The following is a 12095-nucleotide window of genomic DNA, read 5'->3' as shown; positions in this document are numbered from 1 at the left end:
GTCAGGGCCTTGCTCGTTGGTGCGCCGCCAGGGACTCGAACCCCGAACCCGCGGATTAAGAGTCCGCTGCTCTGCCAGTTGAGCTAGCGGCGCTCGTCGGCAACGGAGAGAACATTAGCACCCGGCTGAGCCGGGCTCCAATTCGGTTACCCGACTCCCCCCTTCGGTCGAGCTTACCGGGCATACAGCCACAAACCGTCCAGGATGCGGAAGACGGGAGCGTGGGTCTGGGCGCCGATACGGCACGATGTCCGCCAGGTACGCGAGAACAGAGGTGGGGATGGCACGGTTCAGGCGAGCCGGGGCGGTGGTGGGCGCTCTGACCCTGGCGGCGTCGCTGGCACTGACCGGGTGCGGCGACGAGCAGAAGAAGCCGGAATTCGTGGGTGGCACGTCGTCCGACGCGAGCGCGGGCGCCGAGCCCGGCTCGGCGGCACCCTCGACGTCGGCGACGCCGAGCGGGCCGGCGCTCACGTTGAGCCCGGCCGACGGCACGAAGAACAAGCCGGTGAGTACGGAGATCAGCGCCAAGCTCCCGGACGGCACGAAGGTGTCCGCGGTGACGCTGACGGCCGACGGCGGGGGCGCGGTGGAGGGCAAGCTGCGCACCGACGGTTCCTCCTGGGTGCCGTCCGCTCCGTTGAAGTACGGGACGAAGTACACGGCCACCCTGACGGCGAGCGCGTCCGACGGCACCAGCAGTCAGGGCACCAGCAGCTTCACCACGATGGCCAAGCCGAAGTCGACCATCGGGTCCGGCCTGTACCTGTTCGACGACAAGAGCTATGGCGTGGCCATGCCGGTGGTCACCGAGTTCCACCCGGGCATCCCGAAGAAGGACCGGGCGGCGGTGCAGAAGCGGATGTTCGTCAAGACCGACCCGCCGCAGCCGGGCGCCTGGCACTGGGTGGACAACGGCACGCAGGCGTACTACCGGGCACCGGAGTACTGGAAGCCCGGTACGACCATCACGGTGCGGATCGCGCTGGCGGGGGTACCGCTGAGCAACGGCAAGTACGGCGACGTCGACCGCAAGGCCACCGCGAAGATCGGCCGCTCGCTCGAGATGAAGGTGGACAACGCCACCAAGAAGATGTCGGTGTACGAGAACGGCGCGTTGGTCCGCAGCATCCCGGTGAGCCTGGGCAAGAAGAGCACGCCGTCGTCGAGCGGCACGTTGATCGTGATGGACAAGAAGGAAGCCACTGTCTTCGACACCCGCAGCGATCCGAATCCAGCCAACCGCTACGTCACCGACATCCAGTTCGCCCAGCGGCTCACCTGGGGCGGCGAGTACATCCACGCCGCGCCCTGGTCGGACCACGTGCAGGGGCGGCAGAACGTGTCGCACGGCTGCGTCAACATGTCGATGGCGAACGCCGAGTGGCTGTTCGACAAGACGCGGATCGGTGACCCGATCACGATCAAGGGCACCGAGCGCAGGATCGCCGCCGGCAACGGCTGGACGGCGTGGAGTCTGAGCTGGTCGGAGTTCGTGAAGGGCAGCGCGCTGCCGGTGCCCAAGGGTGGGTCCGGCCCGGCGCTCTGAGCGTCGGCGTCCTCGCGCCGGCCCCCGCGAATGCGGGGGCCGGCGCGTACCCTTGCACTGCCCGCGACGCGACGACGGCGGCGGCGACCCCTCAGTCCTCGGCACGAAGACGAGCCCCAATCACGAAACGCCGGATAGTAGCAAAATTCCGGCATCCTGGTCGGCGTGTTCCGGTTCACCCTCGGCAACCGGGGCCCGCTCCGGCGCGTCAGTAGGGGACGATGGGTCAGGGACCACGACTGTGAGGACATCATGCGAGCTAGCCAGGACCAGCTGATCCGACCCCGTGGGCGACGCCGCGTGCTCGCGGCGGGGCTTCTCGCCGTGGCGCTGGCCGTGACCTCCGCCTGCACCGACGGCAACGGCGGCAAGCCGTCCTCGTGGCAGGGCGGCGGTGAGAGCCCGCCGCCCAAGGCGGCGGCGACCATCAGCGAACCGGCGGCCGACGCCAAGGACGTGCCGGCCTCCACCGGAATCACCTTCACCACGAAGGACGCCGAGGAGACCTCGGTCGAGCTCAAGGACGCGGCCGGCAAGGCGGTCGAGGGCACCCTCGCCAAGGACGGCAAGACGTGGCTCCCGGCCGGGGCGTTGGCGTACGGCACTAGCTACACCGCCACCGTGACCGCTACCGGGGACGACGGCCGCCCGGCCACCGCGACGAGCACCTTCACCACCATGGCCAAGCCGGCCAAGCAGATCCGGGTGAGCAGCTTCCTCGGTGACGAGCAGGTCGTCGGCGTCGGGATGCCGCTGATCGTGAAGTTCGACCGGGACGTTCCGCAGGACTACCGCGACGACGTGCAACGCCGGATGACGGTGACCTCGACGCCGGCCCAGGAGGGCATCTGGCACTGGGTCAGCCCGACCGAGGTCCGGTACCGGCCCAAGGAGTTCTGGAAGGCGAACAGCACGGTCCGCTACCGCGTGCAGACCGGTGGCCTACCGATGGGCAACGGCTACTACGGCCGCGCGGACCTCGCGGTGGACATCAAGATCGGCCCATCGCTGATCATGACGGTGGACAACAAGACCAAGCGGATGACGGTGACCCGCGACGGCAAGGCGATCAAGACCATCCCGGTCAGCCTGGGCAAGAAGAGCACCCCCTCGTCCAGCGGCACGATGGTCGTGATCGAGAAGCTGCGCAAGACGGTCTTCGACACGTACGCGGAAATGGGCCCCGAGGAGGGTTACCGCACCAAGATTGACTTCGCGCAGCGCCTCACCTGGGGCGGCGAGTTCATCCATGCGGCGCCCTGGTCCGATGGCCAACAGGGCAGCGTCAACACCTCCCACGGCTGCGTCAACGTGTCGATGGCGAACGGCGAGTGGTTGTTCAACAACACCCTGGTCGGCGACCCGATCATGGTCAAGGGCACCGAGCGCAGGCTCCAGAACGGCAACGGCTGGACCGACTGGAACATGAGCTGGGACGAGTACGTCAAGGGCAGCGCCCTGCCGTACGAGCCGCCGGCCGACCCGGACGCCTCGCCGACCCCGGACGGGGCGGACACGCCCTCTCCGACGCCGACCGCCTGAGCAACGCGGACGACGAAAGCCCCCTCCACGGAGGGGGCTTTCGCGTGAGCCCCGCAAACGACTCAGGCCCCCTCGCGTGAGGGGGCCTGAGTCTTGCTGGGGTGACTGATGGGAATTGAACCCACGACAACCGGGACCACAACCCGGTGCTCTGCCAACTGAGCTACAGCCACCATGCCGCCGTCACCCGGTCGATCGCCCCGGGCGGGGTGCGGACCAATAATAGCCACACCGCCGCCGGGGCCGTCCAGCGGGTTCCCGGCTCAGCGGACGGGGGGTCAGAGTTCGGCGGCGATGCCCTTGGCGGTCTCGACGTCGGGGCCCGGCAGCGGGACGAAGATGGTGCGCCGGTAGTACTCCAACTCGCGGATGCTCTCCCGGATGTCGGCGAGCGCCCGGTGCGCGAGGCCCTTCTGCGGCTGCCCGAAGTACACCCGGGGGTACCAGCGGCGGCACAGCTCCTTGATCGAGGAGACGTCGATCATGCGGTAGTGCAGGTGCGCGTCGAGGCGGGGCATGTCCCGGGCGATGAAGCCCCGGTCGGTCGCGATCGAGTTGCCGCACAGCGGAGCCGTACGCGGATCCTTGACGAAGGTGCGCACGTAATCCAGCACCAGGTCCTCGGCCTCGGCCAGGGTCACCGCCGAGCGGCGGACCTCCTCGGTGAGGCCGGACCTGGCGTGCATCGTCTGGACGACCTCCGGCATTGCCTCCAGCGCGGCCTCGTCGGCGTGGATCACCACGTCGACCCCGTCGCCGAGCACGTTGAGGTTGGGGTCGGTGACGAGTGCCGCGACCTCGATCAGTTTGTCTCTGCCGAGGTCCAAACCGGTCATCTCACAGTCGATCCAGACGAGGAGTTCAGCCACCGGCACAGCCTACGCGCAGCCCACGCCCCGCGGCTGCGCGCTGTCGGCGGAGCGGACCGCTAGGGTTTCGGAGTGCCAGCAGAACCCGTCGCACCGCCCGCCGTCACCGAGGACGACCCCGGCGGCCGTACGGTCCGTCGGTTGGTCACGGTGGTGGCCCTGATCGCCGTGCTGCCGGCGCTCTACCTACCAGGGCTGGTGCACAACTTCTTCGACCTGAAGATCTACATGTCCGCGATGGACTGGTGGACGGCCGGCAACCCGCTCTACGACTACGTCCAGCCGGACCGGGTGCAGGGCGAGCTGTACTTCACCTATCCGCCGTTCAGCGCGCTGCTGCTGTGGCCGTTCGGGCTGCTGAGGCTCGGCGCCACCGTGACGATCTTCACGGTGCTCACCGTGCTGGCCGTGGTGCTGACGACCCGCTGGCTGGTGACGCCGGTGATCGCCCGGCACGACCTGCCGAGGGCGTTCACGCTCACCGTCGCCGTGCTGCTGGTGCTGGCGGTGGAGAGCACCCGGGAGACGATCACCTTCGGGCAGATCAACATGCTGCTGGTCGTGCTGATCCTGGCCGACCTGCTGTTCGCCGTACCGCAGGCGCGGCGCTGGGCCGGCGTCGGTGTGGGGCTGGCGACGGCGCTCAAGCTCTTCCCCGGCATCTTCATCGTCTACCTGCTGGCCACCCGGCGGTGGCGGGCCGCGGCGGTGGCGAGTGTGACCGCCGCGGCGGCGACCCTGCTCGCGGCGGCGGTCGCTCCGCGGGACTCGTGGCGGTTCTGGACGCACGAGCTGTGGGCCACCGAGCGGGTGGGCCGGACCGACTACACCGGCAACCAGTCGTTGTTCGGGCTGCTCAGCCGCTTCACCGCGCCGGAGAAGCCGGACCGGCTGCTCTGGCTGCTGGTGGTCGCCGTGGTGGCCGGCTACGGGCTGTGGCGGGCGGTCCGCGCCGCGCGGGCCGGGGATCCGTTGACCGGCCTGACCCTGACCGGCCTGGTCGGCGCCCTGGTCAGCCCGATCACCTGGACCCACCACATCTACTGGTTCGTGCCGGCGGTGGTGCTGCTCGCCGACGCGGCGTTGCGCGCCGACCGGCCGGACGAGGTCCGCTGGCGGCGGTGGCTGGCCGCGCTCGCGGTGGCCACCGGTGCCCTGATCATCTACGGCGTCGTGTCGTTTCACGACTGGGGTGTGGCACCGGTCCGCACCGACGATCCGGTGGACTTCGTGCTGCGCAACGGGTACGTGCTGCTGAGCCTGCTGCTGCTGGCGGCCCTGCCGGTCCGCTCGGACCAGGTCGAGGAAAAGTCGTATCAAATGGACAGACTTCCCCAGTAGCGTCGATCGGGGTTAATCTGGTCTCATCTACCTCAAGCTTCGCTCGGGTAGCACCGATCCCCCGGTGAGGGCGGCCCTCCGCGTCGGCAGCGCGGAGGGCCGCTCATCGTTTGTCCTCCACCGTCACCGGCCGGGCCGTCGCCTCCGCCGCCACGGGAGGCCAGGCCAGGCTCAACGTCACCTCGGGCGGGCCGGGCTGCCCGGCTGGCGCGTCCAGGTCGGCGAGGGTGGCCGGCCGGGCCGGCTCGGCACCGATCGCCGAGCGGGGTCGCTCACCCGAGCCGACCGGGGCGAGCTGCCGCACCGTGGTCATCGGCGGGGCCGCCGCGGGATCCCGGACGCCCAGGCCACTGAGCGAGGTGACCCCCAGCCGGCCGGCGAGCACCGGCACCTGGTCCGGTTCGACCACGAAGACCACCTCGCGCGGGCGCTGCGGTCGCAGCAGCAGCAGCACCGCGCCCACCACCAACAGGACCCCAACGGTCAGCAGGCCCCAGGTGGCCGGGCCGGTCCAGGCGGCCTGCAACTCGGCGCGCAGATCCAGGGCCAGGTCGCCGCCGCCGTCCGGACGCATCACCACCAGACTCATCGGTTCGCCGGCCACGTCGTCGGCGCTCCACTCCAGCGAGCCGATGCCCTCGCGTACCCAGAACGGGCGGCCCAGCGGGCTGGCCGCGTCGGCGGCGACGGCCGGGCCGGCCGGGTCCAGCCGGACCGGCAGCGGACCCCGGGCCAGCGCGACCCGGCGGACCGTGGCGTGCGGCACCGGCTCCAGCCAGCGACGCACCTCGGCGGTGGGCGCCAAGCCCACGAACGCCGGGCCGTCGGGCGTGCGGGCGTCCACCCGCAGCCGGGTCTGCGGGGTACGCGCGAACGGCGCCTCCTCCCGCAGCAGCCGGTCGAGGTCGCCGACCACGACGGCGTGCCCCGGTGTGCGGACCGTCTCGAACCGGGCGGCGAAGGCCCCACCGGGGTCGGCGTGCCGGGTCACCAGCCAGAGCGCCCCGCCGGCGAACAGCGCCGGAATCCCGATGACCAACAGCAGCATTCCGGCGATCGCCCGCACGAACCGCATTCGCACCGTCCCCCTCCGTAGCCAGATACCCGGCCGACCTTACCGACGTACGCCGTCTGATCAGGGGATATCCACAGCACGGGCGGCTCCCGTCCCCGGAAAGCACGCTGGCCCGCCGGGTGGTCCGGCGGGCCAGCGGATGTGCGGGGGGTCAGGACTTGGCGACCGGCTCCCGACGGGTCCGGGCGAACGCCAGACCGCCCAGTGCCAGGCCGGCCAGGCCGGCGGCGAGACCGGCCACGCCGAGGCCGACCGCGAGGCCGTCGCCCTCGTCGTCATCGTCGTCGTCGGTCGACGCCACGGCGGCGGCCGGCGTGGCCGACGCCGACGGTGCCGCGGCGGTGAGGGTGAGCACCGGCGCCGGCTTCTCCGGCTCCTCGCCGCCCGGCTGCGGCTCGTCGATCCAGCGCGACACGTTGCCGTCCGAGTACGTCTGGAGGGTCTTGAAGACCATCGACTCGACCTTCGGCAGCGGCCCCATCGAGACTCCGAACTCCTGGAACTGACCGGGCTTCACCGCGGCGTCGCCGGCGGCCGTCCAGGTGATCTTGGCGACCGCCTCGGTGATCTGGCTGCCGTGCACCTCGATCGGCGGGTCCACCTTGCGCTTCTCCACCGCCACCGTCCAGCCGGGCACCGGGATGGTCGACACCGAACCGACCGGGGCGTTCTCCGGCATGACCACCTCCAGCTTGGTGGTCGACGCGGTGTCGCTCTCGTTGGGCACCCGGAACGCCACCCGGGCGTAGCCACCCTGGGTCGCCTCCTTCGGGTTCACCGTGACGTGGGCGGAGGCCGGCCCGGCAAAGCCGAGGACGGCGACGGCGGTGAACGCCAGGGCGGCAGCGGCGGTTGCGGTACGCCGGAGTCGGGTCATGGGTTTCGCGAACCTCTCTAACGGATGGGCACGGTGGCGGTCACCGTGGCCTGGTCGATGTCGGTCGTACGGACGGTGATCTTCAGTTGCCAGTCGCCGGCGGCCGGCAGGCTGACGTCGCCGTACGCGTGGTTGTCCACCAGTGGCAGCAACGGGACGTCGATCGGCTCGATCCCGGCCGAGGGCAGCGCCACGGTGGCCTTCCACTCCTCCACCGGCAGCGGCTGCGACTGGCCGCCCGGGGCGTACGCGTACAGGTGCACCGAGTTGTTGCCCCGCTGGGCCGGGTCCAGCTCGACCCGCAGGGAGTAGAGCGGGCTGGACAGGGTGGTGCTGAACAGGCCGGCCTGGGTGCCCGAGGGCTCCGCCACCGCGGTCCGCGCGGGTGTGGTCTGCACCAACGTCGCGGACAGCCCCAGCACCACCGCGGTGACGGCCAGCTCCACCAGGACCGCTCGGCGCACCGGCACCGGGCGCTGCGCGGCGGTGCGTCGACGCACCAACTGCCGGGAGTACGCGGCCACGGCGATCACGATCGCGAACAGGCCGATCTTGGCCAGCAGGAGCCGTCCGTAGGTGGTGCTGAACAGGGCGTCGGGGGTGGCCACCTCGATCAACGCCTGGACGGTGCCGGCCAGCAGCAGTGCCGAGACGGCGAGCGCCGCCCAGCGGGACCAGATCGGCAGGATCGCGCCCAGCTCCCGCTCGTCGGCCCGACGCAGCAGGAAGGCGCCGAGCATCAGCAGACCGCCCAGCCAGACCGCCATGCTGCCGAGGTGGACCGCGTCGACGACCACCGACACCGCCGGCGCCGGAGACGCCGCCGGGTGCCCGGCCAGTGGCCAGGTCAGCAGCGCGGCCCCGCCGAGCACGCCCAGGATGATCGCGTCGGTGCGCCGGGACGGGCGGGCCAGCATCGGCCGCAGCAGGAACGCCGAGGCCGCCAGCAGGCCGAGCCGGACCAGGTGGGCGGTGCCGAAGGCGCTGCCGAACACGCTGCCGAACCCCTCGCCGGTCACCTCGAAGAGGCCACCACCGGCGGTGTACGGCACCTGCAGCCACAGGTCGGCGAGGGTGGCGACGGCCACCAGGCCGAGGCCGGTCCAGGCCAACCGGCTCGGCCCCCGGCGGGAGAGCCGCCGCGGCCACAGCGCGGCGAGCACCAGCACCGGCCCGACCAGCAGCACCAGGCCGGCGTAGCCGAGGAAACGGGCCACCTTCACCGCGTTCTCCACCACCGGGTTCGCGCGGCTGTCGCTGCCGGAGTCGACCGGTGGGGTCGACGGTGCGCCCACCGAGTAGGTGAACGCGCCGGAGACGGGGTGGCTGTCGGCGGAGATCACCCGGAAGCTGACCAGGTAGGTGCCCCGACCGCCGGCCGGGTCCACCGGGATGGTCACCACGGCACCCTCGAACGACGGCTCACCCCGGTCGGCCCGGGAGCCGTCCGGCGCGATCACCCGGACCTTGTCGGGGACCTTGCGGACCGACTCGGTGAAGGTGAGAACCACCGCGGACGGCCCGCTCGGCACCACCGCCGAGGCGGCGGGGCTGCTGCTCGACAGCACCGCGTGGGCGCTGGCGGGGGTGCCCGGCGCGATCAACAGGGCGACGAGGGTGACCAGGAGGCCGGCGGCTGCGGCCAGCCGGGCGATCCAACGGCGGGGGGCGACAGTCATGCCGGCCATGGTCGCCGACCGACCTGGATCTCGGCGACCCGAGGCGGGTGAACGGCTCACCTGCACCCAGCCACCAGTGCCGCGCGTACCTGGTCGCGTGTCATGAGCAGGTAGTCGGCCGGGCGCGGCGAAAAGTTCCCGACGTGGCGCAGACCATCCAAGGGCCGAAGGACCCTGACGCTGCGCCGGGCGCCGCGTAACCTGGTTTTTCGTGATCCCCGTCCCGCGTGACACCGGCGCCTCCGGTCCGGCCCAGCCGACCGGTGACGCCGTCCGGGACCCGGCGACCGAGTGGGCGCTGACCGCCCGCGACGGTGACCCCGCCGCCCAGGCCGCGTTCGTCCGGCTGACCCAGGCCGAGGTCTGGCGTTTCGCCGCGGCCCTGGTCGACACCGACAGCGCCGACGATCTGACCCAGGAGACCTACCTGCGGGCGTTCCGGGCGCTGCCGGCGTTCGAGGGTCGCTCCACCGCCCGCACCTGGCTGCTTGGCATCGCCCGGCGGGCCTGCGCCGACCACCTGCGCACCGTGGTCCGCCGTCGCCGTCTCGACGAGCGGTTGGCGGCGAACGCGTACACCGACCGGCCGCACCCCGACCCGGCCGGGCAGTTCGGCGCCGCCGACCTGGTTCGCCGGTTGAGCGCCGAGCGGCGCGCCGCGTTCGTGCTCACCCAACTGCTCGGCCTGTCGTACGCCGAGGCCGCCGCCGTCGAGGGGGTGCCGGTGGGCACCATCCGATCCCGGGTCGCCCGGGCCCGCGACGAGTTGGTCGAGGCGGTCGGTGACGCCCTGACCGGCTGAGCGCGGAACTTCCGGCGCGGACGGGACGACAAATGAGCGTGACTGCACCCCCCACCCGGGCCGGCCGCTGGCCCGGCGTCCGGCCGTGGCTCGGCGTCGCGGCCCGGCTCGGCCTCGCCGCCGTCTGGCTGATCGCCGGCGCGTCGAAGGTCGGCGACCTGGCCGCGTCCGGTCGGGCCGTCAACGCCTACCAGGTGCTGCCGTACGACGTGGCGACCGTCGTCGGCGCCGCGCTGCCCTTCGTCGAGCTGGCGCTGGGCGTACTGCTGCTGCTCGGATTGGCCACCCGGCTCGGCGCGGGGGTGTCCGCCGTACTGCTGGTGGTCTTCATCGCGGGGATCGCCTCGGCCTGGGCGCGTGGGCTGTCCATCGACTGCGGCTGTTTCGGCAGTGGCGGGCAGCTGGCGCAGGGGCAGGCACCCAGTTACCTCCCGGAGATCCTGCGGGACCTGGGATTCTTGATGCTGGCCGGATTTCTGCTGATCTGGCCGCGTACGCCCGTGTCGGTGGACGGATGGCTGTCCGGCGAACCCGCTGTGGAGGACGAGGATGAGTAGTCGCAAGGGGCAGCGGGACGCGGCCCGGGTGGTCCGCGAGCAACTCGCCCGGGAACGGCGTCGCCGCCGCACGATCTGGGTCTCCGCCGCCGCCGTCGCCGTCCTGGTCATCGCCGGCGTGATCGGTTGGAGCGTCTGGTCCAGCCAGAAGTCGGACACCGTCACCACCCCGCCCGGCGCGAACGCCGACGGCACCGGCATCGTCACCGGCGGCGGGCCGGTCACCGTCGACGTCTACGAGGACTTCCTCTGCCCGGCGTGCAACCAGTTCGAGCAGACCAGCGGGGCGACCCTGGAGCAGTTGGCGGCCGGGAACAAGGCGACGGTCGTCTACCACCCGGTGGCGTACCTCAACCGCTTCTCCACCACCGAGTACTCGACCCGCTCCTCGGCCGCCTCCGGCTGCGCCGCGGCCGGCGGCAAGTTCCGGGAGTACGCGAAGGCGCTCTTCGCGAAGCAGCCGCCGGAGGGCAGCGCCGGGCTCAGCAACGACGAGCTGATCGACATCGGTGCCGGGGTGGGGCTGGACCGGGGCTCGTTCGGCGGCTGCGTCTCCGACGGCACGTACCGGACGTGGACCGCGCACGTCACCGACGAGGCCAGCCGCAGCGACGTCACCGGCACGCCGACCATCCTGATCAACGGTCAGCCGCTCGCCGACCGCACCCCGCAGGGCCTCAGCGCAGCCGTGGCGGCGGCCGGCAAGTGATCCGTACCCTGCTGGCCCGTGCCGGGCTGGTCGCCACCGCCGCCTGCGCGGCGACCCTGCTCACCGCGGCGCCCGCCGCCGCGCACGGCGCGGACGCCCCGGACGGCACCGACTACCGCACCCGGGCCACCGGCGTCACCCCGGCCCGGCCCGGCCTGGAGGTACGCGTCGTCGAGGCCGGCGCCCGCCTGGAGCTGACCAACCACACCGGCCGGCCGATCGAGGTGATCGGCTACTCCGGCGAGCCGTACCTGCGGATCGGCCCCGACGGCGTCTTCGAGAACAGCCGCTCCCCCGCCACATACCTGAACCGCACCCTCGCCGGTGACACCGCGCTACCCGCCGACGCCGACCCGGCGGCGGCTCCGTCGTGGCGGCGGATCGCCGACGGCAGCACGGTGCGCTGGCACGACCAGCGCGCCCTGTGGCAGGAGTCGGCGCCGCCGGACGCGGTACGCGCCGCACCGGATCGCGAGCACCGGGTCCGGGACTGGACGGTCCCGCTGCGCGACGGCGCCGACCCGGCGCGGATCGACGGCACGTTGGACTGGGTGCCGCCGCCGGACACGTACACCTGGTGGGCGGTGACCATCGTGGGGCTGCTCGCCGTGGGGGCGCTCGGCCTGCTCGCCGCCGCCTCCCCCGCCGGGTCCCGGGCGCTGTCCGCGCTCGGGGCGCTGCTGATCGTCGGCGGTGCGATCGCCGTGGTGTACCCGGTCGGGCGGGAGGTGGACGCCGGCGCGCGGGGCGTGGGGGGTGTGCTGATCGGGTTGCTGTCCGGGCAGGTCTGGTCGTTGCTCACCGGCCTCGGCGCGATCGCCGCCGGTTGCTACGCGCTGGCCCGCCGCCCGGGTGCCGACTTCGTGGTCGCGCTGGGCGGAGCCTGCCTGGCGCTGCTCGCCGGAACCGGCAACGCCGCGGTCTTCGCCCGCTCCATCGCCCCGGTGCCCTGGCCCCCCGAGGCCGCCCGGGTCATGGTGGCGGCGCTGCTGATCACGGGCGCGGGTGCGACCGCAGCCGGCATCCTCCGCCTGCATGCCACCTCCCGCGCCGCCGCGGCAGCCCTGACCCAGCCTCGCTGACCATCCGCGATCT

10 protein-coding genes, 2 tRNA genes and 1 pseudogene are annotated in these 12095 nt (G+C 72.3%); 7 read left to right on the top strand and 6 right to left on the bottom strand.

The window, feature by feature from the left end:
- Positions 1 to 17 precede the first annotated feature (17 nt).
- Positions 18 to 93, bottom strand: a tRNA-Lys gene (locus AB0H52_RS01195).
- Between the two features lie 187 nt (positions 94 to 280).
- On the opposite strand from AB0H52_RS01195, the gene AB0H52_RS01190 reads away from it, so the two are divergent.
- Together AB0H52_RS01190 and AB0H52_RS01185 are read left to right on the top strand one after the other, a co-directional pair.
- Positions 281 to 1549 carry an Ig-like domain-containing protein gene (locus AB0H52_RS01190; protein ID WP_357944414.1) on the top strand — a complete coding sequence of 423 codons (1269 nt, stop codon included), beginning with the start codon at positions 281 to 283 and terminating at the stop codon, positions 1547 to 1549.
- 252 nt (positions 1550 to 1801) lie between these two features.
- A complete protein-coding gene (locus tag AB0H52_RS01185; protein WP_357944411.1) occupies positions 1802 to 3091 on the top strand; it encodes an Ig-like domain-containing protein in 1290 nt (429 codons plus the stop codon).
- A gap of 97 nt (positions 3092 to 3188) precedes the next feature.
- Here AB0H52_RS01185 and AB0H52_RS01180 read toward each other — a convergent pair.
- Together AB0H52_RS01180 and orn are read right to left on the bottom strand one after the other, a co-directional pair.
- Positions 3189 to 3264 (bottom strand) — tRNA-His (locus AB0H52_RS01180).
- Between the two features lie 105 nt (positions 3265 to 3369).
- Positions 3370 to 3966 carry an oligoribonuclease gene (orn, locus tag AB0H52_RS01175; protein ID WP_151489017.1) on the bottom strand — a complete coding sequence of 199 codons (597 nt, stop codon included), beginning with the start codon at positions 3964 to 3966 and terminating at the stop codon, positions 3370 to 3372.
- Positions 3967 to 4032: 66 nt separating this feature from the next.
- Here orn and AB0H52_RS01170 point away from each other — a divergent pair, with 66 nt between their 5' ends.
- Positions 4033 to 5301 carry a glycosyltransferase 87 family protein gene (locus AB0H52_RS01170; RefSeq protein ID WP_151489016.1) on the top strand — a complete coding sequence of 423 codons (1269 nt, stop codon included), beginning with the start codon at positions 4033 to 4035 and terminating at the stop codon, positions 5299 to 5301.
- Positions 5302 to 5563: 262 nt separating this feature from the next.
- On the opposite strand, the pseudogene AB0H52_RS01165 reads toward AB0H52_RS01170, so the two are convergent.
- The 3 genes and pseudogenes from AB0H52_RS01165 to AB0H52_RS01155 all read right to left on the bottom strand — a co-directional run.
- Positions 5564 to 5860 (bottom strand): annotated as a pseudogene (locus AB0H52_RS01165) (hypothetical protein); the annotation flags it as partial.
- A 667-nt stretch (positions 5861 to 6527) separates the two neighbouring features.
- A complete protein-coding gene (locus tag AB0H52_RS01160) occupies positions 6528 to 7253 on the bottom strand; it encodes a YcnI family protein (RefSeq protein ID WP_151489015.1) in 726 nt (241 codons plus the stop codon).
- 17 nt (positions 7254 to 7270) lie between these two features.
- Positions 7271 to 8941 (bottom strand): copper resistance protein CopC, encoded by a 1671-nt coding sequence (locus tag AB0H52_RS01155; RefSeq protein ID WP_151489014.1) that lies wholly within the window; start codon positions 8939 to 8941, stop codon positions 7271 to 7273.
- A 202-nt stretch (positions 8942 to 9143) separates the two neighbouring features.
- Here AB0H52_RS01155 and AB0H52_RS01150 point away from each other — a divergent pair, with 202 nt between their 5' ends.
- The 4 genes from AB0H52_RS01150 to AB0H52_RS01135 are packed head-to-tail and all read left to right on the top strand — an operon-like array spanning position 9144 to position 12082.
- The gene (locus tag AB0H52_RS01150; protein ID WP_151489013.1) at positions 9144 to 9734 is read left to right on the top strand and encodes a sigma-70 family RNA polymerase sigma factor; all 591 of its coding nucleotides are present in this window, start codon (positions 9144 to 9146) and stop codon (positions 9732 to 9734) included.
- Between the two features lie 32 nt (positions 9735 to 9766).
- Positions 9767 to 10291, top strand: a complete 525-nt coding sequence (locus AB0H52_RS01145) for a MauE/DoxX family redox-associated membrane protein (RefSeq protein ID WP_357944407.1) — start codon at positions 9767 to 9769, stop codon at positions 10289 to 10291.
- The gene (locus AB0H52_RS01140) at positions 10284 to 11000 is read left to right on the top strand and encodes a thioredoxin domain-containing protein (RefSeq protein WP_151489011.1); all 717 of its coding nucleotides are present in this window, start codon (positions 10284 to 10286) and stop codon (positions 10998 to 11000) included. Before AB0H52_RS01145 ends, AB0H52_RS01140 begins: the two co-directional genes overlap by 8 nt.
- The gene (locus tag AB0H52_RS01135; RefSeq protein WP_357944404.1) at positions 10997 to 12082 is read left to right on the top strand and encodes a hypothetical protein; all 1086 of its coding nucleotides are present in this window, start codon (positions 10997 to 10999) and stop codon (positions 12080 to 12082) included. Before AB0H52_RS01140 ends, AB0H52_RS01135 begins: the two co-directional genes overlap by 4 nt.
- Positions 12083 to 12095 lie beyond the last annotated feature (13 nt).

It is taken from the genome of Micromonospora sp. NPDC050695 (assembly GCF_040654415.1).
Taxonomy (GTDB): Bacteria; Actinomycetota; Actinomycetes; order Mycobacteriales; family Micromonosporaceae; genus Micromonospora.
Note: the sequence above shows the minus strand (reverse complement) of the source record. Positions and strands in the feature narration are given on the sequence as shown.

What these genes read in the sequence shown, in the direction of transcription:
- AB0H52_RS01155 (WP_151489014.1), bottom strand. Translation starts at nt 8,941, where the DNA reads ATGGCCGGCATGACTGTCGCCCCCCGCCGTTGGATCGCCCGGCTGGCC.
- AB0H52_RS01185 (WP_357944411.1), top strand. Translation starts at nt 1,802, where the DNA reads ATGCGAGCTAGCCAGGACCAGCTGATCCGACCCCGTGGGCGACGCCGC.
- AB0H52_RS01140 (WP_151489011.1), top strand. Translation starts at nt 10,284, where the DNA reads ATGAGTAGTCGCAAGGGGCAGCGGGACGCGGCCCGGGTGGTCCGCGAG.
- AB0H52_RS01190 (WP_357944414.1), top strand. Translation starts at nt 281, where the DNA reads ATGGCACGGTTCAGGCGAGCCGGGGCGGTGGTGGGCGCTCTGACCCTG.
- AB0H52_RS01160 (WP_151489015.1), bottom strand. Translation starts at nt 7,253, where the DNA reads ATGACCCGACTCCGGCGTACCGCAACCGCCGCTGCCGCCCTGGCGTTC.
- AB0H52_RS01145 (WP_357944407.1), top strand. Translation starts at nt 9,767, where the DNA reads ATGAGCGTGACTGCACCCCCCACCCGGGCCGGCCGCTGGCCCGGCGTC.